The following is a 24,275-nucleotide window of genomic DNA, read 5'->3' as shown; positions in this document are numbered from 1 at the left end:
CCATGCAAGCGATGAAATTTGTTACACCAGAGCAGGCACCGGACAGCGGGAAAGACATCATCACCAATACCCCGTTCTGGCCAGACCTCGACATTACTGAGTTTCGGGCAGAAATGCGCACTGACGGCACGGTGACTCCGGCACGACTGAGGCAGGCGGTACTCACCGCTATTGCGGAAGTGAATGCCGAGTTACATGACTTCAGGCTGCGGCAGGTGTCAGCGGGTTATGCCTCGCTCGCTGAAGTTCCTGCTGATGAAATCGACGGAGAAAGCCAGCGCCTGCAGTTATACCGTCGCGCGGTCTGGTGCTGGACAAAAGCCACGCTGACCGAGCGTTACCGTGATTTTGATGCCACAGGCAGTGGTAACAAAAAAGCGGATGAACTGGTTACCACTGTGGACGATTTGTGGAGGGATGTTAACTGGTCACTCAGCCGGTTGCAGGATAAACCACGTATGACGGTGGAGCTTATCTGATGAAAGTACGGGCGCAGCAGTATGACACGGTCGATGCCCTTTGCTGGCGGCATTATGGCCGTACTCAGGGATTGACCGAACGCGTACTGGCTGCAAATCCGGGGCTGGCAGATATTGGCCCTGTTTTACCCCACGGTATGGAGATTGAGCTGCCGGACGTTGCACCGGCAGCCATCGCCCAGACCGTACAGCTTTGGGACTGACCATGACAATCGAAAAAGTCACGGCCTTCATTGTGTACTGGATAGCGGTATTTCTTGCCTGGCTGGGTGGATGGTCCATTCAGGATGCGGCGGCCGCAGTGGGTATGGCCCTCGGGGTGGGGATGTTTGCGGTGAGTACGTATTACCGCCGCAAAACCTTCCAGCTACTGGCAAAAGGGCAAATCAGCCAGGAGGTCTATGAACGCGCAAACCGTTAAACGCTGCATTGTCGGCGTAGTGCTGGCTCTGGCTGCACTGATGCCGGATTACCAGCTATTGCGAACGTCACCAGAGGGGCTGGCACTCATTGCCGATTTTGAAGGGTGTCGGCTTGAACCATACAAATGCAGTGCCGGGGTCTGGACCAGCGGAATTGGCCATACAGCCGGGGTGAAGCCTGGAAAATCCATAACCGAACGGCAGGCTGCTGACAATCTGATCAGCGATGTGTTGCTGGTAGAAAAAAGGCTTGATGCCTGCCTGTCTGTCAGGCCACCACAGAATGTCTGGGATGCGCTTGTCAGTCTGAGTTTTAACGTTGGAACGGGAGCGATATGCCGTTCAACGATGGTGGCATTTGTTAACCGTCAGCAGTGGTGGCAAGCATGTGATCAGCTACCTCGCTGGATTTATGTCAATGGTGTCAGGAGCACGGGACTTGAGAACCGCCGTATGCGGGAACGGGACTGGTGTTTAAAAGGGGCAGAAAAATGAAAAAATGGTTTAAGTGGATTTTTGATATTTCGTTACTGGTGATGATTTCACTGGGGTTTATGTACCCGCATAGTTTCGCCACGACAGTTGTTGCCATCTGGGCATGGTTTGGCGTCGGTGTCTGCGCGACATTGGTTTGTGTTGGTTTTGCCTGTCAGATTCTGTGGAAACACGCCGGGAAAACAGGCTTTTCGGATATTGCCCGAAAGGCTTTTGGTCTTGATGTTAAGGTCAGATTGCGCAACCAGTTGCGCTTCGTGGTAGTGACAGCGCTAATAACTGCATGCTTACTCAATGCCGGGCAATTATCGACCTCGTTGTGTTATCTGGCAGCAATGCTGAGTTTTCGTTTCCTGCGTTCGGTATTTCTGTTGCTGACAGGTAATCCACTATGTCGCGAATCCTCAGTGTAGCAATGATAGCTGTCATTGCGCTTTCAGCTGTTCTTGGCTGGCAGTTGCATAAACGCAATACCGTTATTTCCCAGCAGGATCGGGACATTGGGACACTTAACCAGCAGCTCTCAGACAAGACAGGCCAGCTACTGGCCGTTGACCTGATGGCGCGCGCCAATGACAGCCTGCAACTCAGGCTGCAACAGCGCAATGCGGAGCTGACTGCGGCAGTCGCCAGTCGAGACCAGAAAATAAAGGAGCTTATCAATGAAAATCCTGAAGTTAAACGCTGGGCTGATACTCGCCTCCCTGATGATGTTATCCGGCTGCAACAGCGCCCCGCCATCACCGGCGCTGCGGGTTATCACGCTTACCTGTCCGGCGATAACCCGCTGCACGCTGCCAGCAAGTCAGCCGGAAACAAACGGTGATTTACGGGCTGAAGTGGATGTAGCCGGTAATGCCTGGGCGCAGTGTGCCGCACGTGTCGATATGATTGTGGACTGTCAGGAGCAACAGCATGAAAAAGCCAGAATCACTGCGCCGAACGCTGACTGAAGCGATAAGCCATCTCCGCGAGAACCCAGACAATCTGCATATTTTTGTCGATGACGGAAGTCTGGTCAGTACGCTGGCACCGTCATTATCCTGGGAATATCGTTACACCCTGAATGTGATGGTGACTGACTTTGCCGGTGATCAGAACCTGCTGATGGCAACGGTTCTTGCATGGATGCGTGAACATCAGCCGGAGGTCATGGCCAATCCCGAACTGCGAAACAGCAGCATTTCGTTTGAAGCGGTGATCCTCAATAACGGCACCTGCGATCTGAGTATCGACCTGAAACTGACGGAACGCATCCTGGTATCGCCATCCGGTGAAAACATGGTGGTCTGTGCCGTTCCTGAACCAGAAACCCCGGAGTGGCGCGATGATTACTGGCTCACAGCAAAATGATGCACTGAATGTTGACCGCGCACTGGTAGCCCTGCTGGAGAAGCTGACCGGTCGTAGTCGTCGGCAGCTTGCCCGTGAAATTGCCCGCGACCTGCGCCGTACGCAGATAAAACGCATTGAGGCACAGAAAAACCCGGACGGAACCGCATTTACCAGGCGTAAAGCCAGATTTATCACTGTCCAGCAGGGTATGCGCTTTCTCTGGCGTGGAGAAGTGCGCAATCTTAAAAACTGGCAGTCTCGAAAGGGACGCCGGGGAGACATGATCACCGGCTATGATATCGAACGCAGCGCTGTACGCTCATTCTATAAACGCGATATTGACCGGTTTATTGAGATGAAAACAGCGCGTATCAGGACAAAGACCATAACGCGACAGACGAGGATGTTTAAAAAACTGGCGTCGGGTCGTTACCTGCTGGCGCAGTCAACTGCTGACGGAGCCGCTGTTTACTTTACCCCACAGGTACAGCGTATCGCGCAGGTTCACCAGTACGGACTGAAGGATCGCATACGTCCAAATGTGGAAGTGCAGTATCCATCACGTCAGCTACTTGGATTTACCCAAGCAGACATGCAACATATTGAATATCAAGTTATTTCTTGGTTAACTAGGGAATGATTTAAACACCATTCTCAATTAAAAGAGGATGGTGTTTAAAAATCACACTAATATAAAGAAAAAATCTCGTCAGCAGGAATGTTCTTTAATTTATCATGAGATGCAAGCAAAACAGATCTTCGTTCCTTAAACTGAGAGAATAACGCTATAAAATCAAGATCAGGCATTATTTTTTTTATTCCCACTAGCTTCTGAAATGCAATCAGTTAACGAAATATAGATTGAGGTCTGCATCATATACAACTCAAAACATTCACTAATTAAAAATGTCAGATCGTTACGATACTCAGTTTTATATTCTACTCGCCAACGATTAAGTGTGGAAGAGTTAGAGCTTGCAAGATAACTATAAGCAAGCCCTTTTTGTGTTTTATCTTTGTAGTCATCAAGGTATTTTTTAAATGTATCCGAGTTGAAATTACCACTAGGATAATAGGCATTTATTGTAACTAGTTCAATATAAACCCCCTCAATTTCTGATATTGCCATATCAAGATTAATCAATAAGTCATCTATTTTATTAACTGCTTTTTCATAAATTCGTTCTTTAAAAAACTTTCTATAAGCAAATATTGCGATGCATACCAAAGCACTATTTGTTGCGGCAATGATAATATCACTTGCTGTACCTGTAAACGCAGGGGTGCTTGTGTAGTGATTTAAAAGCACGTACAAAAAATCAGCAACAGCAAAAAATATCAACAGAAATACTAAAATCATTAATGCCTTATTGATTAATAGCAGTTTTTTCACGTTATCAACCTGTAGAAAAGAGTCCCAACCAGACATGAACCAAAGCAATTAAGCGTATTGTATTGTCTTTCATACAATAGATCACACTTTCATTTGCACGTAGTTCCGCGAACTATAAGCTAATGAACTCAAATCTGACTGAAATTTATCGCCTGCTTACCAACATTATCCGCACCGGAACGATTCTTGAGGTCGATCTCACTCGCGGGTTGTGTCGGGTACAGACGGGCGAACTACAGACTACCTGGCTGAACTGGCTTACGACCCGCGCCGGTCGCTCTCGCACGTGGTGGGCGCCATCAGTTGATGAGCAGGTTCTGCTGCTGAGCATTGGCGGCGATCTGACCACTGCATTTGTGTTGCCGGGTATTTTTTCCGATGACCATCCCGCCCCCTCAGCCTCTGCTGAAGCTCTGCACATCACGTTTCCTGATGGGGCAGTTATTGAGTATGAGCCGCAAACCAGCGCACTTTCCGTCAGCGGCATTAAAACCGCCAGTGTAACCGCATCAGAATCCATCACTGCCACCGTTCCCGTGGTGATGGTTAAAGCTGCCACGCGGATCACCCTGGATACGCCGGAGGTTGTCTGCACGAACAAGCTCATCACCGGCACGCTTGAGGTGCAAAAAGGCGGAACCATGAAAGGCAATATTTCCCACAGTGATGGTGAGCTGTCTTCAAACGGAAAAGTTCTGCACACCCATAAACACAGCAATGTGAAATCCGGCACTGATGAATCAGGAGGGCCTGTCTGATGCTTTATCTCGGCATGAATCAACAGAACGGTAAACGCATGACCGAACTTGACCATGTGCGCCAGTCTGTACGTGACATTCTGATAACGCCGGTTGGCAGTCGGCTTGTACGCCGTGATTATGGTTCGCTGATCCCGGAGCTTATCGACCGCCCACAGAATGATGCTCTTCGCCTGCAGATGATGGCGGCGACCTATGGCGCAATTTGTCGGTGGGAGCCGCGCATCAGGCTGAATAAAATCCAGATTGCCAGCGCAATGGATGGAACCATGACAGTGGATCTGACCGGCTCCCGCGTTGATGGTTCGCCTGTGAATATTTCTGTCGGACTGGGAGTAGCATCATGAATGCCGTTGATTTGTCACAGCTTCCGCCACCGCAGGTAGTGGATGTTCCGGTGTTTGAAACCCTGCTTGCCCAGCGTAAGGCTGATTTCATCGCGTTATATCCGCCCGAGGAACGTGCCGCCGCTGCAGCCACTCTGGAACTGGAATCTGAGCCGGTGGTGAAACTGTTGCAGGAAAATGTTTACCGGGAAATTCTGCTGCGCCAGCGGGTAAATGAAGCCGCGCAGGCAGTCATGGTGGCCTATTCACTGGGTTCTGATCTGGACCAGTTAGCCGCTAACTGTAATGTTAAGCGACTGATAATTACCCCAGAAGACCTCAATGCGATACCGCCAGTTAATGCCGTCATGGAAGACGACAGTGATTTGCGTCAGCGCATACCCGCCGCATTTGAGGGAATGAGTGTGGCCGGACCGTCTGCAGCCTATGAATTTCACGCCCGCAGTGCTGATGGACGTGTGGCGGATGCTTCAGCGACCAGCCCTTCTCCGGCCAACGTAACGATTACGGTTCTGTCCAGGGAGGGTGATGGCACAGCGCCATCAGACCTGATTGCTGCCGTAAACAGTGCGCTGAATGATGAGAATATTCGTCCGGTGGCTGATCGGGTTACCGTCCAGTCAGCCACTATCGTTAATTACACCATTGACGCAAAGTTATACCTCTACCCTGGACCGGAAGCCGAACCGATTAAGGCGGCGGCAATTGCTCGCCTGCAAAGTTATATCCAGGCACAGTCAAGACTTGGGCGGGATATCAGGTTGTCGGCTATTTATGGCGCCCTGCATGTGGAGGGTGTGCAGCGTGTTGAACTGACCGCGCCGACAGCAGACGTCGTTCTGGACAAAACAAAAGCTGCCTACTGCACCGCATCCACAGTCACTATCGGGGGAACGGATGAATAGTCTGCTTCCACCTGGTTCATCTGCACTTGAACGTCGCCTGGCGCAAACATGCGCAGGTATCAGCGATATCAGCGTCCCCCTGCGTGATTTGTGGAATCCGTGGACCTGTCCTGTTGTTTTTCTCCCGTATCTGGCGTGGGCCTTTTCGGTTGACCGCTGGGATGAGAAATGGGCGGAGAACGTTAAGCGCAAGGCGGTAGCAGATGCCTTTTTCATCCACCGCCGTAAAGGCACTATCGCAGCAATACGCAGTGCAATTGCTCCGCTCGGACGCATTATTTCCGTAACCGAATGGTGGGAAAGCAACACGACAGCGGGTTCATTCGAACTGGATATTGGCGTACCGGAAGACGGAATGACGCCGGATATGAATGCGGAAATGGACAGGCTTATAAGCGACGTGAAACCCGTCAGCCGCCACTGCTCAATCAGTATCGTTCAGGAAACCCCGGGCTGGTTGTTCACGGGAGGAGCTATTTACGACGGCGACATAATTACGGTTTATCCAGGGTAACAACATGCCAAAATTCAAAACAGTCATTACCACAGTCGGTGCCGCTAAAATTGCCGCCGTTCTGGCAGGAACAGGTAGCATCGTGCTGGACAGTAACGCCCGTATGGCAGTAGGTGACGGAAATGGCACCTTGCCCACGCCAGACCCGGCACAGGCTGCGCTGGTCAAAGAGGTATACCGTGCAGCACTTAACACCGCCAGTATTGATGCCAGTAACCCGAAAAATATCATCGCAGAACTCATTATTCCACCGGATAAGGGCGGTTTCTGGATGCGTGAAATGGCGCTTTATGACGCCGCGGGCACCCTGCTTGCTGTCGGAAATATGGCGGAAACCTACAAACCATCGTTGAGTGAAGGTGCTGGCCGTAAGCAGGTCATTCGAATGGTGATAGCTGTAAGTGATGTCACTGCGGTAACTATCACGATGGACAGCAGCACTGTGATGGCAACGCAGGATTACGTTGACAGTAAGCTCAGTGACCATGAAAAATCACGAAAGCACCCGGATGCCACGCTGACGGATAAGGGGTTTACGCAGCTCAGCAGTGAAACAGACAGCGTATCCGAAGCGAAGGCTGCGACACCAAAAGCGGTAAAGACTGTGATGGATGCAGTCACAACCAAAGCGCCGACAGCCAGCCCGGCGTTGACAGGAACGCCTACTGCACCAACTGCGCCATCCGATACCAACTCTACGCAACTGGCGACCACTGCATTTGTGGTGGCCGCACTCGCACGTCTGGTGAATTCATCCCCAGCAGTGCTCGATACGTTGGGCGAGCTGGCAGCGGCACTCGGTAACGATCCGAACTTTGCCACCACCATGACCAACGCGCTGGCAAATAAGCAGCCACTGGATGCAACCCTGACTTCACTGGCAGGATTGGTAAATGGTGCAAACAAGCTGCCATATTTCACCGGTACAGACCAGATGGCAACGGCAGACCTGTCGGCGTTTATCCGTACCATGCTTGGCAAGGGAGATGCTGCGGCCGTTCTGCAATACCTTGGATTAGATATAGCTCTTGCAGCAAAGCAACCACTGTCAACGCAGTTGACATATTTTGCTAACCACAGTGACACTGAAATTCTGCAATACCTTGGCGTACCTTCCGTAATTTCAGCGGCGATATCATCCCTTGTAGACTCATCGCCAGCCGCACTGGATACCCTTAATGAGCTTGCTGAGGCGCTGGGGAATGACCCGCATTTTTCGACAACGGTCATTAATGCATTAGCAGGTAAACAACCACTTGATGCCACGCTGACAGGACTGTCAGGAAAAAATGACGCAGGCCTGCGGGCGTATTTGTCCCTGAAATCGGCAGCTACGCGTGATGTCGGGAGCGTGAATGGGCAACTACCTGGAATGGATTTGTTCGCGTCAACGATTGCAGGGACTGGTGAAAAGGCACTTCCCGATTCCAGCACTGGAACTGGCATGTTCATACTGAAGTGGGGTGCTATTGCAGCTCCTACCACTTCTCAGGATATTACAACGCCGTTTCAAACCCCGTTTCCCAGCAAATGTCTGCGCGTGTTCGCTACAGCGGATTACGAGCCGGGAACAGGCAATGCAATGTACATTGCCGTTAATAACTCCACCCTCCAACGGGACCGATTTGTTGCCCGTTTTGCAGGGTCAGCGAACTATACATCTGGCGTTTATTTTGCCCTGGGGTACTGATGAAAAATTATATTTATTCAGCAAAAAATAACGCGTTTTTTGAGTTAGTAAAACGTGAACTGTACGACCGCGCCGACTGGGATTTGTCAGATGCTATTGAAGTTGATGATGCGGTGTTTAATGAGTTTACCGCGCTACCGCCGGCTGGGAAAACCCGCGCATCTGGAGCAGACGGAATGCCTTGCTGGGTTGATGTGCCACCGCCAACCCCGGAACAACTGAGGGCAGATGCTGACGCCAAAAAACTGGCATTAAAAAACGCAGCTGATTCAGAAATTGCGTGGCGACAGGACGCGGTTGATGCTGATATCGCGACTGCATCGGAAATCACAGCGCTCGCCGCCTGGAAAAAATATCGCGTGTTATTGATGCGCGTAGATACAGCAAACCCGGCGTGGCCAGATATTCCAGCAGAATAGGAACCTTTTGTAGAATTGTCGAAGCCTCCATAGTGAGGCTTTTTTCTGGATATTGTGTGGACGGTGGCACAATGGCAGGAACGTGAAGGTAGCAGGATTTGGCCGCAACATGCAGTGGTAACCTCATGAGGAGAGCCACTGCATGCCACAGGATTATCATCACGGTGCCCGCGTCATCGAAATCAACGAAGGTACGCGCACTATTCGCACCATTTCAACTGGCATTATCGGTATGGTCTGTACCTCCGATGATGCTGATTCTGATTTTTTCCCGTTAGATAAACCCGTCCTGATCACCAATCTGACCACAGCGATGGCGAAAGCCGGTCGCCAGGGGACGCTGTATAAATCTCTGAGTGCCATTAATGACCAGACCAGCCCTGTTGTCGTTGTCGTTCGTGTGGCCACAGGGTCAACTGATGCTGATACAACCAGCAATGTCATCGGCTCTGCCGTGGCCATTGCAGCAACACCTGCCACATCAGCTACTCTGACCGGTTCCGCACTGACTGCTGCAGAGCTGACGTTTGCTAAATTTAAAGCCGTGCAAAAGGGTATTCTCAAAGCCAGTATCGATGGCGTAGTGAAGACCTTTAATGATATCGACCTTTCGGCTATCGCCAGCGGAACTGATGCAGCCAATATGGCAGCGGTTGCATCCGCCATCACGTCAAAACTGACGGGTGCAACACTCACGTGGAACGGAACCCGTTTTGTTCTGGAATCATCTACCACCGGCATTCACTCCATGCTCAGCGTGGCGATGACAGTCAATGCAGTGACAGATACTGGCCCGTTGCTCGGCCTTGATACTGCTCATGCACCGGTTGCCGTGGCAGGTGTGGCGGCGAGTGGTAACGATCCGGCGACCGCAGGCACCCTGTCCAGCCCGGCGCTGACCTCAGCCGAAAAACAAATTGCCCGTTTTAATGCCGTTAAAAACGGCTCACTGAAGTTGACCATTGATGGCGCTCTCAAGACCATCACCGGCCTGGACTTCTCTGCATCCGCTGATCTTGCTGCTGTAGCCGCCGCAGTGACCGCAAAACTGACGGGTGCCACTGTGGCATGGGATCAGGCTGCCGGGAAATTTATTGTGACATCCGGCAGCACTGGCGCGAACTCGGCCATTGGTGTTGCGCAGGCGGTAGTCAGTGAAATCGATCTGGGGCCGTTGCTGGGTCTGGATGCTGCACATACCCCGGTGGTAAAAAATGGTGCGGCAGCAACACCTGCTGTCACCTCTCCGACCGGACTGAAAGCACTGCTGACAGCCCAGCAAAAACTTAATGTTAAGCCACGAATTCTGGGTGCTCCGGGTCTGGACAGCCAGCCGGTCGCGGCTGAACTGATCGCCACCGCGAAAAAATTACGCGGCTTTGCTTATATTTCTGCCTGGAATTGTGCCTCTGTCGTCGAAGCGATGAATTACCGCGACAACTTCGGTGACCGCGAGGGAATGCTCATCTGGCCTGATTTCCTGAGCTGGGATACCAGCACCAGTGCAGAAGAGACAACCTGGGCGACAGCGCGTGCACTTGGTCTGCGTGCGCTGGTCGATGAACAGACGGGATGGCACAAGTGCCTGTCAAACGTACCTGTTCAGGGGGTCACCGGCATTTCAAAAGAGGTGTTCTGGGATTTGCAGGACCCGAATACTGACGCCGGGCTGCTCAACGGTAAGGATGTGACGACACTTATCCGCCGCGACGGTTTCCGTTTCTGGGGCGTTCGCACACTGAGCGCCGATCCGCTGTTCCAGTTTGAGTGTTACACCCGCACCGCTCAGGTGCTTATGGACACAATGGCCGAAGCGCATTTCTGGGCAATGGACCAGACACTGACGCCATCTCTGGCCCGCGACATTGTCGAGGGTATCAATGCAAAACTGCGTGAACTGGTGACTCAGGGATACCTTCTGGGCGGTGAGGCATGGATCAGCGATGGCGCCAACAGCAAAGACACGCTGAAAGCCGGGAAGCTCACCATTGACTACGATTACACGCCGGTTCCACCGCTGGAAAATCTGATGCTGCGCCAGCGCATCACGGACAGCTATCTGATGGACTTCACCAGCCAGGCTAACGCTAAGGGGTAATACATGGCTCTGCCACGTAAAGTGAAATATCTGAACCTGTTTAACAACGGGATTAACTGGGTGGGAATTGTTGAGTCCCTCACGCTGCCGAAGCTGACCCAGAAATTTGAGAAGTACCGGGGCGGCGGTATGCCAGGTGCGGTGGATATCAGCCTGGGTCTGGATGATGGCGCTCTCGATACCGAATTTACCATCGGCGGTACAGAAGCACTGCTGTTTAAGCAGATGGGCACCGTGACCGCAGACGGCGTGATGCTGCGTTTCACGGCATCAATCCAGCGCGATGACACTGCTGAAGTGCAGGCGCTGGAACTGGTGACCCGTGGTCGCCATAAAGAACTGGACTCAGGGGAGTTCAAGCAGGGTGACAGCTCAACGACCAAGGTGTCATGCACCAACACGTACGCCAAGCTGACCATCAATGGTGAAGTGGTCTATGAAGTGGACCTCATCAACATGGTCTGGATCGTTGATGGCAAGGACTTGATGGAAGCACACCGGGCAGCCATCGGTCTGTAATCACCACGGGCGCGAACGCTGCGCCCGAACCCTATTTCTGATTTAAACGGATGACACCATGAAAGATGATATTGCGATTACCGAATCTGTACGCCCGCCAAAAACGGAGGCAACCATTACTCTGGATACCCCTCTGCACCGTGGCAATACCACCGTAACAGAGGTGACTGTGCGTAAGCCCAACTCTGGCGCGTTGCGCGGTACCCGTTTGCAGGCACTGCTGGATATGGATGTGGAATCCATGATGACCGTACTGCCACGTGTAACCACCCCGACATTGTCAAAAACTGAAATTATGCTGATGGAGCCAGGCGACCTTCTGCAACTTTCGGTGGAGTTAGTCACTTTTTTGTTGCCGAAGTCGGTGATGTCGGATTCCCCGCAGAACTGACAATTGAAGACCTGGTGGCGGACATCGCCACCATCTTTCACTGGCCGCCCGCTGTAACCGGTGAAATGTCACTGACGGAGGTTCTGGCGTGGCGGCATAAAGCAATCATGCGAAGCGGAGCCGCCACAGATGAATGACCGTAACCTGCGTTTGCAGGTCGTAATGAGTGCGATCGACAAACTCACCCGCCCTTTTAAACAGGCGCGCGCCAGCACACAGGAGCTGGCCGCGTCGGTCAAACAATCCCGCGATGCCTTAAACCAGCTCAACCAGACAACCGCTAAACTCGACGGGTTCAAAAAACTCCAGGCTGAAAACCAGAAACTGGGGGAGCGCCTCAACTATGCCCGCCAGAAAGCCAGTCTGATGAATCAGGAGCTGGGCGCATCAGGTCCACCGTCGCAGCGTCAGATTCTGGCACTGGAGAAGCAACGCCTTGCTGTTCAGCGACTGGAAGAACGTCAGGGTAAGCTACAGACGCGCACCGCTCAGGTTCGCGCTGAACTCTACCGGGCAGGGATTTCTGCAAATGACGGAGCCAGCGCCACCGCGCGTATTACGCGTGAAACCGAACGCTATAACCGCCAGTTAGCCGAGCAGGAGGCAAGGCTGCGTCGTGCCGGAGAACAGCAGCGGAAGATGACCGAAGCCCGCAATCAGTACAGTAAATCACTGGAAGTTCGCGACAGGGTTGCCGGAGCCGGGGCTGCCATGACTGGCGCGGGCGTTGCGATGGGAGCGCCGGTCGTTGCCGCAATTAAGGATTACGCAAGCCTGGAAGACGCAATGAAAGGGGTCGCCAAGCAGGTAAACGGCCTGCGTGATGCCAGCGGAAACCGGACGGCGCAGTTTTATGAGATGCAGGCCGCTATCAAAAGTGCCAGTGAACAACTGCCGATGCAAAACGGAGCCGTAGACTATGCGGCGCTCGTTGAAGGTGGTGCCCGCATGGGGATTGGTGCCACTGCGACATCTTGGCCAGAGCAGAAAAAGCAGTTACTGGATTTTGCTGCCACGTCAGCAAAAGCGTCAGTGGCGTTTGAGCTACCCGCTGACCAGCTGGCTGAAAGCCTGGGTAAAATTGCGCAGCTCTATAAAGTCCCAATCAGCAACATTGAGCAACTCGGCGATGTTATCAACTACCTTGACGATAACGCGATGTCCAAAGGTGCGGACATCATTGATGTGCTGCAGCGCATGGGCGGTTACGCTGATAAGCTGAATTATCAGAACGCTGCCGCACTGGGTTCCACGTTGCTATCATTGGGAACAGGTGCGGAGGTTGCAGCCACTTCCGCAAACGCAATGGTGCGTGCGTTATCCAGCGCGACTACTGGTGCTAAATCATTTCGGGAAGGTATTGCTACTCTAAAACTTGACCCTCTGAAGCTGCAAAAATCCATGGTCAAGGATTCCATGGGGACCATTATTCAGGTTCTTGAGCAGGCAAAAAAATTACCGGATTACATGCAAACCCCACTTCTGATGCAGATTTTCGGTAAAGAATTTGGTCCCGCCGCCGCCAAACTTGCCAACAATCTCCCTGAATTGCGACGCCAGCTTGAACTTACGCAGGGTCAGGTTGCAAAAGGTTCTATGCAGAAAGAGTCAGACATCAATAAGGACTCACTCTCAGCGCAGTGGATGCTGACTAAGGCAGGAGCTGAAAACGCGATGAGTGGCCTGGGTGAATCACTGCGCCCGCCCCTGATGGAGATTATGCGCAATATTCAGCCGGTCATCAGATCAATTCGACTTTGGGTGGAGCAGAATCCTCAATTGACCGCAACCATCATGAAAATTGTTGCAGCATTGGCTGCAATGGCTGTGGCACTCGGAACTGTGATGATCGGTGTCGCCGCTGTTATCGGTCCGTTGGCTGTGATGAAACTGAGCATACAGACACTCGGTATCAGACTTATCCCCACAGTGATCTCTGCAGTCAGCCGCTTAGGTGGGGCGCTGTCGTTTCTGCTGTCACCAATGAATCTGGTTCGCTCGGGACTGACCTTCATTGGTGGTGCTATGGGGTTACTGTTATCGCCTGTCGCACTGGTTATTGCTGCTCTGGCCGGTGTTGCTCTCGTTATCTGGAAATACTGGCAGCCAATCACCGCGTTTCTGGGTGGGGTCGTTGAGGGTTTTAGTGCAGCAGCAGCGCCTATTCTGGCCGCTTTTGCTCCATTGCAACCTGTGTTTGGCTGGATTGCCGATCAGGTAAAAGCTCTGTTTGGCTGGTTTGGTGATCTGCTGACACCGGTGAAGTCCACTGCTGCAGAACTGGATAATGCGGCAAATATGGGTAAGCGATTTGGACAGTTTCTCGCTGACGGCCTGGCCATGGTTATGAGTCCGCTGGATACACTCAAATCTGGCGTGTCGTGGTTACTGGAAAAACTGGGGATCGTTAATGCTCAGGCAGCATCGGCAAAATTGCCTGCCGCTACAGTTGGTAGTGCGGGCAATCCGGTGGCGTGGAGCGCCAGGCCTTATGGCATTCCAATGTTTGATTCAGGGGGATACATACCACGCGGACAGCTGGGAATTGTGGGGGAAAATGGTCCTGAACTGGTCAATGGCCCAGCTAATATTACCAGCCGCCGCCGCACTGCCGCGCTGGCGGGTGCCACAGCGCTGGCATTTGGCAGTCTGACTACACCTGTAGCGGCTAAACCGCTGCATCCATTCAGTCTGCCGGTTCAGGAATATCGTGATAATGCGCAGCCTGATTATCAGAGCGGAGGCACTACAGGAACGGGGACGCTGCCACCAGTCGTGATTAACATTCATCCAGCGCCAGCCCAAAGCCCGGCTGATATTGCCCGCGAAGTTGCACGACAGTTAGATGAGCTAAACCGTAAGGCGGCGGCCAGATCCCGCAGTAGTTTCAGAGACCAGGGGGGATATGACTCATGATGATGACATTGGGTTTTTTTGTTTTTATGTTGAAAACCGTGCCATATCAGGAGCTGCAATTGCAGCAACAATGGCGACATGCCAGCAACAGCCGTGTTGGATTTCGTCCGGTGTTACAGTTTTTGGGGCCTGATACCGATACGATAACTCTGTCAGGAGTGTTGATGCCATTTATCACAGGTTCAACCTTCTCAATGCTGACGCTACAGACGATGGCTGAAACAGGTAAAGGCTGGCCGTTGCTTGAAGGTACCGGGATGATTTACGGCATGTTTGTCATCGAAAGCATTAACCAGACAAAAAGTGAATTTTTCAGTGACGGATCACCACGCAAAATTGAATTTACAATCACCCTCAAACGTATTGATGAATCGCTGGCTTCGATGTTGGGTGATATGAGGGGTCAGCTAATTGAACTCAAAGATAGCGCATTAAATGAAGTGGGAGGGTTGTTGTCATGACGGACTTTAGCATGGTGACAGGCTCAGCGCTGATTCCGGCATTCAGGGTTTCGCTGGATGATAACGACATTACCACGTCACTTGAAAAGCGTCTGATTTCACTGACGCATACTGATAATCGCGGATTTGAAGCTGATCAGCTGGACATAGAGCTGGATGACTCTGATGGCCTGCTGCAACTGCCGCGTCGCGGAGCTGTGCTGTCGCTGGCTCTGGGCTGGAGAAATGAACCTTTAATCGTTAAAGGGGAGTTTACAGTAGATGAAGTGGAGCATAGCGGGAGCCCGGACAGGTTGACTGTTCGTGGCCGTAGCGCAGATTTCAGAGAAACATTGAATATCAAACGTGAACGTTCATGGCATGAAACCACTGTTGGCGCCGTGGTCAATGAAATTGCTGCCAGGCATAAGCTCACTGCAGCACTGGGGAAAGAGCTGGAAACAAAACAGGTGGAGCATTTCGACCAGACCAATGAATCTGATGGTAGCTTCCTGATGCGTCTGGCTAAAGAGTACGGTGCCATTGCTGCAATTAAAAATGGCAGCCTTCTTTTCATTCGACAGGGACAGGGTAAAACAGCCAGCGGGAAACCTTTGCCGGTGATGACCATAACCCGATCTGTTGGCGACGGGCATCGTTTTAGCCTGGCAGACCGTGGGGCGTATACCGGAGTGCAAACCAACTGGTTAAACACCCGGGAACCTAAGAAAAAAGAAAAGGTGAAGGTTACGCGCCGGCGCTATAAACCCAGAGCCAAAACAACAAAAGCACCGGAACCAAAGCAAGGGGAGTACCTTGTAGGTTCTGATGAAAATGTACTTGTGATCAGTAAGCAGTATTCCAGCCGCTTTTACGCAGAACGAAGAGCAAAAGCTGAATGGGAGCGCATACAACGGGGAGTTGCCTCGTTCTCCATCCAGCTCGCTAAAGGTCGTGCTGATTTATTCCCTGAATTACCCGTCAAGGTAACCGGGTTTAAGCAACAGATCGACGATGCGGCATGGATTATCACAACGGTCACAAATAGCATCAATGACAGTGGGTTCACGACAGCGCTCGAACTGGAAGTAAAAATTGAAGATTTAGAGATGGAATGACGATTCTGTTAGTTTTAATTCAATAAATCACGCATTTTGGTTATCATATCTTAAATATTTAAGATGGAGATTCGCAAAATGATGAATTGCCCGCTGTGCGGATACACCGCACACACGCGTAGCAGCTTTCAGGTTTCGGAGAAGACGAAGGAACGTTACAACCAGTGTCAGAACATCGAATGCGGTCATACATTCATCACTCATGAAACATTTGTCCGTTCAATTGCGATCCCGCAGAAGGTATGTGCCGCCCCACCACACCCGAGCACAGGCGGGCAATGCCATATGAACTACTGATAAAACCCCCGCCGTTGCGGGTGTTTTTTTATGTATGGTGGTCACTGTCCATAAAGTCGTGGGCATTTTATGGACATAATCAACAAAAAAGGGGTTAGCCATTGGCTAACCCCTTGTTTTCTAACACGCTTTGGATGTAGCGTGAAAGCGTTCTTAGTTAAGACGCTCTTTGATACGAGCAGACTTACCAGTGCGCTCACGCAGGTAGTACAGTTTAGCTTTACGAACAGCACCACGACGTTTAACAGCAATGCTGTCAACTACCGGAGAGTGAGTCTGGAAGACACGCTCAACGCCTTCGCCGTTGGAAATTTTACGAACAGTGAATGCAGAGTGCAGACCGCGGTTACGAATAGCGATAACCACGCCCTCGAATGCCTGCAGACGTTTTTTGGAACCTTCAACAACCCATACTTTCACTTCCACGGTATCACCCGGACGGAAGGAAGGTACGTCCTGCTTCATCTGTTCTTGTTCAAGTTGCTTAATAATGTTGCTCATAATTTAATCTCTTATCCTGGGTAAACTGATATTGGGGGCTTACGCCTGCCCATCATGTTTATGTTGCTGTTGTGCGTGTTCCTTTTTGAACTCCGCCAGCAACCTTGCTTGCTCTTCAGTCAGAGCCAGGTTTTCCAGAAGTTCAGGTCTTCTAAGCCAGGTCCGGCCCAGCGACTGTTTCAAACGCCAGCGACGTATCTCAGCGTGGTTCCCCGACAGTAACACTGCCGGTACTTCCATCTGCTCTAACACTTCAGGTCGGGTATAGTGCGGGCAATCCAGCAACCCATCAGCAAAAGAATCTTCGATTGCCGAAGCTTCATGACCCAGAACTCCCGGAATAAACCGGGAAACGGAGTCGATCAGCGTCATTGCTGGTAACTCACCACCGCTGAGTACGTAATCGCCGATTGACCATTCTTCGTCAATTTCGGTTTGAATCACGCGCTCATCTATTCCTTCATAGCGACCACATACCAGAATCAGCTTTTGATTCGTGGCCAGTTCGCTAACGCCCGCTTGATCAAGCTTGCGTCCCTGAGGTGACAGATAAATCACCTTTGCGCCTTCACCAGCCGCAGCTTTTGCTGCATGAATGGCGTCCCGTAAAGGTTGCACCATCATTAACATCCCCGGTCCGCCGCCGTAAGGACGATCGTCCACGGTACGGTGCCGGTCATGAGTAAAGTCACGAGGACTCCAACTCTGGATGTTCAGCAGGCCATTTTTTACTGCCCGGCCAGTTACCCCGTAATCGGTAATTGCGCGGAACATTTCTGGAAACAGGCTAACGATACCTATAAACACAAGCCAATCCCCATAACGCCGACTTTTACCGTTTATCCGGTGGTTTAAAAACCAGGATCCCAATCTACTTCGATAGTACGAGTAGCGAGATCGACTTTCTTGATAACCTGCCCATCGAGGAACGGCACAAGACGTTCCTTGATACCAAACGCATCTTTCAGGTTTGCCTTGATGACGATGACGTCATTCGAACCGGTTTCCATCATATCGACGACTTTACCGAGATCGTAGCCTTCAGTAGTCACTACCTGGCAGCCCATAAGGTCTTTCCAGTAGTAGGAACCATCTTCCAGCGCTGGCAACTGCGAGGAATCCACGACAATTTCGCAATTAGTCAGTAGATTCGCCGAATCACGATCGTCAACGCCTTTCAGCTTGATGATCAGATCCTGATTGTGGTGCTTCCAGCTTTCCAGCTGTACTTGCTGCCACTGACCCGCCTTCTGGATAAACCAGGGCTGATAGTCAAAAATGCTTTCGGCGTCTTCAGTGGAAGAAAACACTCTGAGCCAACCACGGATACCGTAAGAAGACCCCATTTTCCCCAAAACGATGGGTTCCACAGGAGCCTGTGCGGCGAGTTGCTTGCTCATCATGACCACCGTGACAGATTAAGCTGCTTTGTTTACTGCTTTGATCAGCGTAGCTACGCGATCAGAAATAGTCGCGCCCTGGCCAACCCAGTGAGCGATGCGATCCAGATCCAGGCGAGTGCCTTCTTCTTTTTCGCTAGCGATTGGGTTAAAGAAGCCAACGCGCTCGATGAAGCGACCGTTGCGTGCATTACGGCTGTCGGTAACAACAACCTGGTAGAACGGACGCTTTTTAGCGCCGTGACGAGCTAAACGAATAGTAACCATAACATCCTCTTGTGTGAATAAAACACCCAGGCCCCATCGAGGAACGGAGCCCGGGTGTCATATTAAAAGCCCGAAAATTTTACTGATTTCTGGGGAAAATGCAATCAGCAGTTGATAACTCTGCTATAAAAGGCCGTTGGCGGTGCCATCAGTTCGGCGCCGGCGTGCGCGCAGCCACCGGAGCGTACACGCAGTACGTGAGGATGGCGAGCACACCCCGGTGCCGAAATGGCAAACAAGCCAGGCCGATTAGCGGCCTGGGAATCCTGGGGGCATCATCCCCTTCATACCACGCATCATCTTCGCCATTCCGCCCTTCTTCATTTTCTTCATCATGCGCTGCATGTCGTCGAACTGTTTCAGAAGGCGGTTTACGTCCTGTACCTGCATACCGCAACCGGCAGCGATACGGCGTTTGCGGGAACCTTTGATAATTTCCGGCTTAGCGCGTTCTTTCATCGTCATCGAGTTGATGATGGCTTCCATACGCACCAGCACTTTATCGTCCATCTGCGATTTCACATTGTCAGGGATCTGACCCATGCCCGGCAGCTTGCCCATCAGGCTTGCCATACCGCCCATGTTTTTCATCTGGTTGAGCTGTTCAAGGAAATCGTTGAGATCGAATCCATCGCCTTTTTTCAGCTTGCTGGCTAATTTTTCTGCCTGCGCGCGGTCAACCTTGCTTTCGATATCTTCGATCAGCGACAGCACGTCGCCCATGCCGAGAATGCGCGAAGCAATCCTGTCCGGATGGAACGGCTCCAGTGCTTCGGTTTTCTCGCCGACGCCGAGGAATTTAATCGGCTTACCGGTAATATGACGAATAGAGAGCGCCGCACCGCCACGGGCATCACCATCAACTTTTGTCAGCACTACGCCGGTTAACGGCAGCGCTTCGTTAAAGGCTTTTGCGGTATTCGCGGCATCCTGACCGGTCATGGCGTCGACCACAAACAGCGTTTCTACCGGCTTGATAGAAGCGTGGACCTGTTTGATTTCGTCCATCATCGCTTCGTCAACGTGCAGACGACCGGCGGTATCCACCAGCAGCACGTCGTAGAATTTGAGTTTGGCTTCTTTCAGCGCGGCGTTAACGATATCGACCGGCTTCTGGCCGACATCCGACGGGAAGAAGTCGACACCGACCTGCTCGGCCAGCGTTTCCAGCTGTTTGATCGCCGCCGGGCGATAAACGTCCGCAGAGACCACCAGCACTTTCTTCTTGTGCTTCTCGCGCAGGAATTTACCCAGCTTACCGACGCTGGTCGTTTTACCCGCACCCTGCAGGCCCGCCATCAGCACCACGGCTGGCGGCTGTGCAGCCAGATTCAGAGTCTGGTTTTCTTCGCCCATTGCCGCAACCAGTTCGTTACGGACAATCTTGACGAACTCCTGACCCGGCGTCAGGCTTTTGTTAACTTCATGACCAACCGCTTTCTCTTTTACGCGATTGATAAACTCACGCACTACCGGCAGCGCTACGTCAGCCTCCAGCAGCGCCATGCGCACTTCGCGCAGCGTCTCTTTAACGTTGTCTTCAGTAAGGCGTCCACGGCCACTGATATTGCGCAGCGTGCGCGACAAACGATCGGTTAAATTATCAAACATTGTCTCTCGCCTGGGGTGGAAACGGTCGGTCGCGACAGCGACACATCAACAGAAATTTGTCGCAGTATAACATGAAGCCGCCTTTGTTGTTATGCAACGGTTGGAGCAGCGGTCACGTAACGCTATACTGCTTTTCTTTATCACTGGCCAACTGTCGACACCTATATGCCCGTTTTTGCTCTGCTCGCCCTTGTCGCCTACTCAGTCAGCCTCGCGCTGATTATTCCCGCTCTGCTGCAAAAAAACAGCGGCTGGCGGCGTATGGCTATTCTCTCTGCGGTCGTTGCGCTGGTAAGCCATGCTATCGCCCTGGAAGCGCGTATCCTACCCGGCGGTGAAAGCGGACAAAACCTGAGTCTGTTGAACGTCGGCTCGCTGGTAAGCCTGATGATCTGTACGGTAATGACCATCGTCGCGTCCCGCAATCGTGGCTGGCTATTGCTGCCCATTGTCTACGCCTTTGCGCTGATAAACCTGGCCTTCGCCACATTTATGCCTAACGAGTTCATCACCCATCTCGAAGCTACGCCAGGCATGATGATTCACATCGGGCTATCACTGTTCGCTTACGCCACGCTGATTATCGCCGCGCTCTACGCGCTACAGTTGGCATGGATCGATTACCAACTGAAAAACAAGAAACTGGCCTTCAGCAATGAGATGCCGCCACTGATGAGTATTGAGCGGAAGATGTTTCATATCACCCAAATTGGCGTGGTTCTGCTGACGCTCACCCTGTGCACTGGCCTGTTTTACATGCATAACCTGTTCAGTACCGAGAACATTGATAAAGCCGTTCTCTCTATCGTGGCATGGTTTGTCTATATCGTTCTGTTGTGGGGACATTACCATGAAGGTTGGCGCGGACGTCGCGTCGTATGGTTTAACGTCGCAGGCGCAGGCATTCTGACGCTGGCCTATTTCGGCAGCCGTATCCTGCAGCAGTTCGTGAGTTAAATCTTTAAGGAACCCTACGTGGAACACATCTCCACCACCACGCTCATTATCACGCTCCTCATCATGGTGGTCATTTCCGCCTATTTTTCCGGTTCTGAAACCGGAATGATGACCCTGAATCGCTACCGCCTACGCCATCGGGCCAAACAGGGAAATCGCCAGGCAAAACGCGTTGAAAAGTTACTTCGCAAGCCGGATCGCCTGATAAGCCTGGTGCTCATCGGTAATAATCTGGTGAACATTCTGGCCTCCGCACTCGGCACCATTGTCGGTATGCGCCTGTATGGCGATGCTGGCGTCGCCATTGCCACCGGGGTACTGACGTTTGTAGTACTGGTTTTTGCCGAAGTATTACCAAAGACGATTGCCGCGCTGTATCCGGAAAAAGTCGCCTATCCAAGCAGCGTCCTGCTGGCTCCCCTGCAGATTCTGATGATGCCCTTGGTATGGCTACTCAACACCATCACGCGGCTGCTGATGCGCATGATGGGCATCAAAACGGATATCGTAGTGAGCGGTTCGCTGAGTAAAGATGAACTGCGAACGCTGGTGAATGAATCGCGCTCGCAAATCTCACGCCGTAACCAGGATATGCTGCTGTCAGTGCTGGATCTGGAAAAAGTCAGCGTCGATGACATCATGATCCCGCGTAATGAAATCATCGGCATTGATATTAACGATGACTGGAAATCAATCGTGCGTCAGCTTTCGCACTCCCCGCACGGTCGTATTGTGCTGTATCGCGACTCGCTCGACGATGCCATCAGTATGCTGCGCGTACGTGAAGCCTGGCGATTGATGGCCGAGAAAAAAGAGTTCACCAAAGAGACCATGTTACGCGCCGCCGACGAAATTTATTACGTTCCGGAAGGCACACCACTCAGCACCCAGCTCATTAAATTTCAGCGCAATAAGAAGAAAGTGGGCCTGGTCGTTAATGAATATGGCGATATTCAAGGACTGGTTACGGTCGAGGATATTCTGGAAGAGATTGTTGGTGACTTCACGACCTCAATGTCACCGACGCTTGCCGAAGAAGTCACACCGCAGAATGACGGTTCGGTGATCATTGACGGTAGCGCCAACGTTCGTGAAATCAATAAGGCGTTTAACTGGCACCTGCCGGAAGATGACGCACGTACCGTGAACGGTATTATTCTTGAAGCGCTGGAAGAGATCCCGGTTGCCGGCACACGTGTGCGTATTGGGCAGTACGATATCGATATTCTCGACGTGCAGGACAATATGATTAAACAGGTGCAGGTGTTGCCCGTCAAACCGCTGCGGGAAAGCGTATCGGACCAGTGAGAGTAATCCAGACCGGGTAGCGCATCAGCATTACCCGGTCTGAGGCTAATTAGCCTTTGGCTTTCGCCACAGAGACCATCGCCGCACGGATGGTACGTCCGTTCAGGGTATAGCCTTTCTGCATAACCATCAGCACATTACCGGCAGCAACGTCATCAGACTCTACCATTGCAATCGCCTGGTGCACGTTCGGGTCCATCGGCACGTCGATATCTGCAACCACCTGTACGCCAAACTTCGCCACGACATCCAGCATTGACTTACGGGTCAGCTCAATACCTTCGACCATAGCCGCCATAGCGTCATTGCCTTTGTCCGCAACTTCCAGCGCACGGTCCAGGCTATCCAGCACCGGCAGCAGTTCGTTGACGAATTTTTCCAGTGCAAACTTATGCGCTTTTTCTACGTCCAGTTCGGTACGACGACGCAGGTTTTCCATTTCCGCTTTGATACGCAACACGCTGTCGCGCTCGCGCGTTTCGGCTTCAGCAAGCTGAGCTTCCAGATTCGCAATTTTTTCATCGCGCGGATCCACCTGCTCAGCAGAAGCGTCTGGTTCAACCGCCTCAACTTCTTCGTGCTGATCCATGATAATTTCTTCCGGGGCTTGCCCCTCAGGCGTTTTCTGTTCTTTACTACTCATGAATTTCTCCGCGTTTTTTTCGCATTCATCTCGCTAACTTGGCTTATTATGGGGATCAGATTCAGGGATTCAAGGGAAGTACTCACATTGTCACTAATCTTCGTTACAAGGACCTCGAGAAAATGAACAAACATTTCAAGTGTATTGGCATTGTGGGGCATCCACGTCACCCCACTGCACTGACCACACATGAAATGCTCTACCGTTGGCTGTGCGCCAAAGGTTATGAGGTTATCGTTGAGCAACAAATCGCCCACGAGCTGCAGCTGAAAAATGTGAAAACCGGTACGCTCGCAGAGATTGGCCAGCAGGCAGACCTCGCCGTGGTAGTCGGCGGCGACGGCAATATGCTGGGCGCCGCACGCACCCTGGCACGTTATGACATCAAGGTTATTGGCATTAACCGCGGTAATCTCGGTTTTCTGACCGACCTTGACCCAGACAATGCTCAACAACAGTTAGCTGACGTGCTGGAAGGCCACTACATCAGCGAAAAGCGCTTTTTACTTGAAGCCCAGGTGTGCCAACAGGATTGCCAGAAGCGTATTAGCACTGCGATCAATGAAGTTGTGTTGCACCCCGGAAAAGTGGCGCACATGATTGAATTTGAAGTCTATATCGATGAAATTTTTGCCTTCTCCCAGCGTTCGGACGGCTTGATTATTTCCACACCGACCGGCTCTACCGCCTATTCGCTCTCTGCCGGAGGTCCGATCCTGACGCCTTCGCTGGATGCTATTACGCTGGTCCCGATGTTCCCGCATACACTTTCCGCACGACCGCTGGTGATCAACAGTAGCAGCACCATTCGCCTGCGCTTCTCTCATCGCCGTAACGATCTGGAAATCAGTTGCGACAGCCAGATCGCCCTGCCTATACAGGAAGGTGAAGACGTATTAATTCGCCGCTGTGATTATCATCTGAACCTGATACACCCAAAAGATTACAGCTATTTCAACACATTAAGCACTAAACTAGGCTGGTCAAAAAAATTATTCTAATTTAACGCCAACCTCTTTACTGTATAAAAAACCAGTTTATACTGTATGTAA

Annotated in this window: 31 protein-coding genes and 3 pseudogenes; 27 read left to right on the top strand and 7 right to left on the bottom strand. The window is 51.8% G+C overall.

What is annotated here, in order from left to right; genetic code table 11:
- The first annotated feature begins 11 nt into the window (after window positions 1-11).
- Genes OGY04_RS15040 through OGY04_RS15000 form a run of 9 tightly spaced genes read left to right on the top strand, consistent with a single transcriptional unit; the run spans window position 12 to window position 3,371 of the window.
- Window positions 12-479: a head completion/stabilization protein gene (locus OGY04_RS15040; RefSeq protein ID WP_286585538.1), complete on the top strand. Its 468-nt coding sequence runs from the start codon at window positions 12-14 to the stop codon at window positions 477-479.
- Window positions 479-682 (top strand): tail protein X, encoded by a 204-nt coding sequence (locus OGY04_RS15035; protein WP_192474724.1) that lies wholly within the window; start codon window positions 479-481, stop codon window positions 680-682. Before OGY04_RS15040 ends, OGY04_RS15035 begins: the two co-directional genes overlap by 1 nt.
- A 2-nt stretch (window positions 683-684) precedes the next feature.
- Entirely contained in the window at window positions 685-900 is a 216-nt protein-coding gene (locus OGY04_RS15030; RefSeq protein WP_192474725.1) for an HP1 family phage holin, read from the top strand.
- A complete protein-coding gene (locus OGY04_RS15025; protein ID WP_286585485.1) occupies window positions 881-1,396 on the top strand; it encodes a lysozyme in 516 nt (171 codons plus the stop codon). The genes OGY04_RS15030 and OGY04_RS15025 overlap by 20 nt, the downstream gene beginning before the upstream one ends.
- Window positions 1,393-1,809: a DNZ54_00345 family protein gene (locus OGY04_RS15020; protein WP_286585484.1), complete on the top strand. Its 417-nt coding sequence runs from the start codon at window positions 1,393-1,395 to the stop codon at window positions 1,807-1,809. Before OGY04_RS15025 ends, OGY04_RS15020 begins: the two co-directional genes overlap by 4 nt.
- Window positions 1,788-2,222 carry an Rz-like lysis system protein LysB gene (gene lysB, locus OGY04_RS15015; protein ID WP_286585482.1) on the top strand — a complete coding sequence of 145 codons (435 nt, stop codon included), beginning with the start codon at window positions 1,788-1,790 and terminating at the stop codon, window positions 2,220-2,222. Before OGY04_RS15020 ends, lysB begins: the two co-directional genes overlap by 22 nt.
- Complete coding sequence (gene lysC, locus OGY04_RS15010) at window positions 2,104-2,349, top strand: Rz1-like lysis system protein LysC (protein WP_353655331.1); 246 nt, start codon at window positions 2,104-2,106, stop codon at window positions 2,347-2,349. The genes lysB and lysC overlap by 119 nt, the downstream gene beginning before the upstream one ends.
- Window positions 2,312-2,749 carry a phage tail protein gene (locus OGY04_RS15005; RefSeq protein WP_286585481.1) on the top strand — a complete coding sequence of 146 codons (438 nt, stop codon included), beginning with the start codon at window positions 2,312-2,314 and terminating at the stop codon, window positions 2,747-2,749. The genes lysC and OGY04_RS15005 overlap by 38 nt, the downstream gene beginning before the upstream one ends.
- The gene (locus OGY04_RS15000) at window positions 2,724-3,371 is read left to right on the top strand and encodes a phage virion morphogenesis protein (protein WP_286585480.1); all 648 of its coding nucleotides are present in this window, start codon (window positions 2,724-2,726) and stop codon (window positions 3,369-3,371) included. Before OGY04_RS15005 ends, OGY04_RS15000 begins: the two co-directional genes overlap by 26 nt.
- 159 nt (window positions 3,372-3,530) lie before the next feature.
- Here the strand turns inward: OGY04_RS15000 and OGY04_RS14995 are convergent, their stop codons facing one another.
- Window positions 3,531-4,124 (bottom strand): hypothetical protein, encoded by a 594-nt coding sequence (locus OGY04_RS14995; RefSeq protein ID WP_286585478.1) that lies wholly within the window; start codon window positions 4,122-4,124, stop codon window positions 3,531-3,533.
- 122 nt (window positions 4,125-4,246) lie between these two features.
- Between OGY04_RS14995 and OGY04_RS14990 the strand changes: the two genes are divergently transcribed.
- From OGY04_RS14990 to OGY04_RS14915, 15 genes and pseudogenes are all read left to right on the top strand, one after another.
- Window positions 4,247-4,882 carry a phage baseplate assembly protein V gene (locus OGY04_RS14990; protein WP_286585477.1) on the top strand — a complete coding sequence of 212 codons (636 nt, stop codon included), beginning with the start codon at window positions 4,247-4,249 and terminating at the stop codon, window positions 4,880-4,882.
- Complete coding sequence (locus OGY04_RS14985; RefSeq protein WP_502872416.1) at window positions 4,882-5,229, top strand: GPW/gp25 family protein; 348 nt, start codon at window positions 4,882-4,884, stop codon at window positions 5,227-5,229. Before OGY04_RS14990 ends, OGY04_RS14985 begins: the two co-directional genes overlap by 1 nt.
- A complete protein-coding gene (locus tag OGY04_RS14980; RefSeq protein ID WP_286585476.1) occupies window positions 5,226-6,134 on the top strand; it encodes a baseplate assembly protein in 909 nt (302 codons plus the stop codon). The genes OGY04_RS14985 and OGY04_RS14980 overlap by 4 nt, the downstream gene beginning before the upstream one ends.
- A pseudogene (locus tag OGY04_RS14975) lies at window positions 6,127-6,642 on the top strand (phage tail protein I); the annotation flags it as partial. The gene OGY04_RS14980 and the pseudogene OGY04_RS14975, both read left to right, overlap by 8 nt.
- A 10-nt stretch (window positions 6,643-6,652) precedes the next feature.
- Window positions 6,653-8,338 (top strand): phage tail protein, encoded by a 1,686-nt coding sequence (locus OGY04_RS14970; protein WP_286585475.1) that lies wholly within the window; start codon window positions 6,653-6,655, stop codon window positions 8,336-8,338.
- The gene (locus OGY04_RS14965; protein ID WP_286585473.1) at window positions 8,338-8,757 is read left to right on the top strand and encodes a tail fiber assembly protein; all 420 of its coding nucleotides are present in this window, start codon (window positions 8,338-8,340) and stop codon (window positions 8,755-8,757) included. The genes OGY04_RS14970 and OGY04_RS14965 overlap by 1 nt, the downstream gene beginning before the upstream one ends.
- Before the next feature lie 142 nt (window positions 8,758-8,899).
- Window positions 8,900-9,943, top strand: a pseudogene (locus tag OGY04_RS23235) (hypothetical protein); the annotation flags it as partial.
- 63 nt (window positions 9,944-10,006) lie between these two features.
- A pseudogene (locus tag OGY04_RS14950) lies at window positions 10,007-10,855 on the top strand (phage tail sheath subtilisin-like domain-containing protein); the annotation flags it as partial.
- Between the two features lie 3 nt (window positions 10,856-10,858).
- Entirely contained in the window at window positions 10,859-11,374 is a 516-nt protein-coding gene (locus tag OGY04_RS14945) for a phage major tail tube protein (RefSeq protein ID WP_286585472.1), read from the top strand.
- A gap of 58 nt (window positions 11,375-11,432) precedes the next feature.
- The gene (locus OGY04_RS14940) at window positions 11,433-11,765 is read left to right on the top strand and encodes a phage tail assembly protein (protein ID WP_286585471.1); all 333 of its coding nucleotides are present in this window, start codon (window positions 11,433-11,435) and stop codon (window positions 11,763-11,765) included.
- 14 nt (window positions 11,766-11,779) lie between these two features.
- Window positions 11,780-11,902: a GpE family phage tail protein gene (locus OGY04_RS14935; protein WP_074388356.1), complete on the top strand. Its 123-nt coding sequence runs from the start codon at window positions 11,780-11,782 to the stop codon at window positions 11,900-11,902.
- Window positions 11,895-14,681: a phage tail tape measure protein gene (locus tag OGY04_RS14930; RefSeq protein ID WP_286585469.1), complete on the top strand. Its 2,787-nt coding sequence runs from the start codon at window positions 11,895-11,897 to the stop codon at window positions 14,679-14,681. Before OGY04_RS14935 ends, OGY04_RS14930 begins: the two co-directional genes overlap by 8 nt.
- Window positions 14,678-15,142, top strand: coding sequence for a phage tail protein (locus tag OGY04_RS14925; RefSeq protein ID WP_286585468.1), 465 nt, complete (start codon window positions 14,678-14,680; stop codon window positions 15,140-15,142). The genes OGY04_RS14930 and OGY04_RS14925 overlap by 4 nt, the downstream gene beginning before the upstream one ends.
- Entirely contained in the window at window positions 15,139-16,239 is a 1,101-nt protein-coding gene (locus OGY04_RS14920; RefSeq protein ID WP_286585467.1) for a phage late control D family protein, read from the top strand. The genes OGY04_RS14925 and OGY04_RS14920 overlap by 4 nt, the downstream gene beginning before the upstream one ends.
- Before the next feature lie 78 nt (window positions 16,240-16,317).
- On the top strand, window positions 16,318-16,536 hold the full coding sequence (locus tag OGY04_RS14915; RefSeq protein WP_267457669.1) for an ogr/Delta-like zinc finger family protein: 219 nt from the start codon (window positions 16,318-16,320) through the stop codon (window positions 16,534-16,536).
- A gap of 153 nt (window positions 16,537-16,689) precedes the next feature.
- Here the strand turns inward: OGY04_RS14915 and rplS are convergent, their stop codons facing one another.
- From rplS to ffh, 5 genes are all read right to left on the bottom strand, one after another.
- Complete coding sequence (gene rplS, locus OGY04_RS14910; RefSeq protein WP_002914145.1) at window positions 16,690-17,037, bottom strand: 50S ribosomal protein L19; 348 nt, start codon at window positions 17,035-17,037, stop codon at window positions 16,690-16,692.
- Window positions 17,038-17,076: 39 nt separating this feature from the next.
- Window positions 17,077-17,844, bottom strand: coding sequence for a tRNA (guanosine(37)-N1)-methyltransferase TrmD (gene trmD / locus OGY04_RS14905; RefSeq protein ID WP_003031232.1), 768 nt, complete (start codon window positions 17,842-17,844; stop codon window positions 17,077-17,079).
- A 44-nt stretch (window positions 17,845-17,888) separates the two neighbouring features.
- Window positions 17,889-18,437, bottom strand: coding sequence for a ribosome maturation factor RimM (rimM, locus tag OGY04_RS14900; RefSeq protein WP_003031230.1), 549 nt, complete (start codon window positions 18,435-18,437; stop codon window positions 17,889-17,891).
- 18 nt (window positions 18,438-18,455) lie between these two features.
- Window positions 18,456-18,704: a 30S ribosomal protein S16 gene (rpsP, locus tag OGY04_RS14895; protein WP_103285659.1), complete on the bottom strand. Its 249-nt coding sequence runs from the start codon at window positions 18,702-18,704 to the stop codon at window positions 18,456-18,458.
- Between the two features lie 249 nt (window positions 18,705-18,953).
- Window positions 18,954-20,315, bottom strand: coding sequence for a signal recognition particle protein (ffh, locus tag OGY04_RS14890; protein WP_003031226.1), 1,362 nt, complete (start codon window positions 20,313-20,315; stop codon window positions 18,954-18,956).
- Window positions 20,316-20,480: 165 nt separating this feature from the next.
- Between ffh and OGY04_RS14885 the strand changes: the two genes are divergently transcribed.
- Complete coding sequence (locus tag OGY04_RS14885; RefSeq protein WP_003031224.1) at window positions 20,481-21,272, top strand: cytochrome C assembly family protein; 792 nt, start codon at window positions 20,481-20,483, stop codon at window positions 21,270-21,272.
- Between the two features lie 18 nt (window positions 21,273-21,290).
- Complete coding sequence (locus tag OGY04_RS14880; RefSeq protein ID WP_008785520.1) at window positions 21,291-22,580, top strand: HlyC/CorC family transporter; 1,290 nt, start codon at window positions 21,291-21,293, stop codon at window positions 22,578-22,580.
- Window positions 22,581-22,629: 49 nt separating this feature from the next.
- Here OGY04_RS14880 and grpE read toward each other — a convergent pair whose 3' ends face one another.
- Complete coding sequence (grpE, locus tag OGY04_RS14875) at window positions 22,630-23,223, bottom strand: nucleotide exchange factor GrpE (protein WP_008785521.1); 594 nt, start codon at window positions 23,221-23,223, stop codon at window positions 22,630-22,632.
- Between the two features lie 122 nt (window positions 23,224-23,345).
- On the opposite strand from grpE, the gene nadK reads away from it, so the two are divergent.
- Window positions 23,346-24,224: an NAD(+) kinase gene (gene nadK / locus OGY04_RS14870; RefSeq protein WP_032944608.1), complete on the top strand. Its 879-nt coding sequence runs from the start codon at window positions 23,346-23,348 to the stop codon at window positions 24,222-24,224.
- The last annotated feature ends 51 nt before the right edge of the window (window positions 24,225-24,275 follow it).

The organism is Citrobacter sp. Cpo091 (genome assembly GCF_030332645.1).
Taxonomy (GTDB): domain Bacteria; phylum Pseudomonadota; class Gammaproteobacteria; order Enterobacterales; family Enterobacteriaceae; genus Citrobacter; species Citrobacter portucalensis.
This window is presented reverse-complemented; position numbering and strand designations above follow the sequence as displayed.

Excerpts from the sequence above, each read along its gene's own strand:
- OGY04_RS14970 (WP_286585475.1), top strand. The coding sequence starts at position 6,653 with ATGCCAAAATTCAAAACAGTCATTACCACAGTCGGTGCCGCTAAAATT.
- lysC (WP_353655331.1), top strand. The coding sequence starts at position 2,104 with ATGATGTTATCCGGCTGCAACAGCGCCCCGCCATCACCGGCGCTGCGG.
- OGY04_RS14930 (WP_286585469.1), top strand. The coding sequence starts at position 11,895 with ATGAATGACCGTAACCTGCGTTTGCAGGTCGTAATGAGTGCGATCGAC.
- OGY04_RS14985 (WP_502872416.1), top strand. The coding sequence starts at position 4,882 with ATGCTTTATCTCGGCATGAATCAACAGAACGGTAAACGCATGACCGAA.
- OGY04_RS15030 (WP_192474725.1), top strand. The coding sequence starts at position 685 with ATGACAATCGAAAAAGTCACGGCCTTCATTGTGTACTGGATAGCGGTA.
- OGY04_RS15035 (WP_192474724.1), top strand. The coding sequence starts at position 479 with ATGAAAGTACGGGCGCAGCAGTATGACACGGTCGATGCCCTTTGCTGG.
- lysB (WP_286585482.1), top strand. The coding sequence starts at position 1,788 with ATGTCGCGAATCCTCAGTGTAGCAATGATAGCTGTCATTGCGCTTTCA.
- OGY04_RS14915 (WP_267457669.1), top strand. The coding sequence starts at position 16,318 with ATGATGAATTGCCCGCTGTGCGGATACACCGCACACACGCGTAGCAGC.
- OGY04_RS14980 (WP_286585476.1), top strand. The coding sequence starts at position 5,226 with ATGAATGCCGTTGATTTGTCACAGCTTCCGCCACCGCAGGTAGTGGAT.
- rplS (WP_002914145.1), bottom strand. The coding sequence starts at position 17,037 with ATGAGCAACATTATTAAGCAACTTGAACAAGAACAGATGAAGCAGGAC.
- OGY04_RS14885 (WP_003031224.1), top strand. The coding sequence starts at position 20,481 with ATGCCCGTTTTTGCTCTGCTCGCCCTTGTCGCCTACTCAGTCAGCCTC.
- OGY04_RS14945 (WP_286585472.1), top strand. The coding sequence starts at position 10,859 with ATGGCTCTGCCACGTAAAGTGAAATATCTGAACCTGTTTAACAACGGG.
- OGY04_RS14920 (WP_286585467.1), top strand. The coding sequence starts at position 15,139 with ATGACGGACTTTAGCATGGTGACAGGCTCAGCGCTGATTCCGGCATTC.
- OGY04_RS15040 (WP_286585538.1), top strand. The coding sequence starts at position 12 with ATGAAATTTGTTACACCAGAGCAGGCACCGGACAGCGGGAAAGACATC.
- OGY04_RS14990 (WP_286585477.1), top strand. The coding sequence starts at position 4,247 with ATGAACTCAAATCTGACTGAAATTTATCGCCTGCTTACCAACATTATC.
- rpsP (WP_103285659.1), bottom strand. The coding sequence starts at position 18,704 with ATGGTTACTATTCGTTTAGCTCGTCACGGCGCTAAAAAGCGTCCGTTC.
- ffh (WP_003031226.1), bottom strand. The coding sequence starts at position 20,315 with ATGTTTGATAATTTAACCGATCGTTTGTCGCGCACGCTGCGCAATATC.
- OGY04_RS15020 (WP_286585484.1), top strand. The coding sequence starts at position 1,393 with ATGAAAAAATGGTTTAAGTGGATTTTTGATATTTCGTTACTGGTGATG.
- OGY04_RS14940 (WP_286585471.1), top strand. The coding sequence starts at position 11,433 with ATGAAAGATGATATTGCGATTACCGAATCTGTACGCCCGCCAAAAACG.
- OGY04_RS15005 (WP_286585481.1), top strand. The coding sequence starts at position 2,312 with ATGAAAAAGCCAGAATCACTGCGCCGAACGCTGACTGAAGCGATAAGC.
- rimM (WP_003031230.1), bottom strand. The coding sequence starts at position 18,437 with ATGAGCAAGCAACTCGCCGCACAGGCTCCTGTGGAACCCATCGTTTTG.
- nadK (WP_032944608.1), top strand. The coding sequence starts at position 23,346 with ATGAACAAACATTTCAAGTGTATTGGCATTGTGGGGCATCCACGTCAC.
- OGY04_RS14965 (WP_286585473.1), top strand. The coding sequence starts at position 8,338 with ATGAAAAATTATATTTATTCAGCAAAAAATAACGCGTTTTTTGAGTTA.
- grpE (WP_008785521.1), bottom strand. The coding sequence starts at position 23,223 with ATGAGTAGTAAAGAACAGAAAACGCCTGAGGGGCAAGCCCCGGAAGAA.
- OGY04_RS15025 (WP_286585485.1), top strand. The coding sequence starts at position 881 with ATGAACGCGCAAACCGTTAAACGCTGCATTGTCGGCGTAGTGCTGGCT.
- OGY04_RS14925 (WP_286585468.1), top strand. The coding sequence starts at position 14,678 with ATGATGATGACATTGGGTTTTTTTGTTTTTATGTTGAAAACCGTGCCA.
- OGY04_RS15000 (WP_286585480.1), top strand. The coding sequence starts at position 2,724 with ATGATTACTGGCTCACAGCAAAATGATGCACTGAATGTTGACCGCGCA.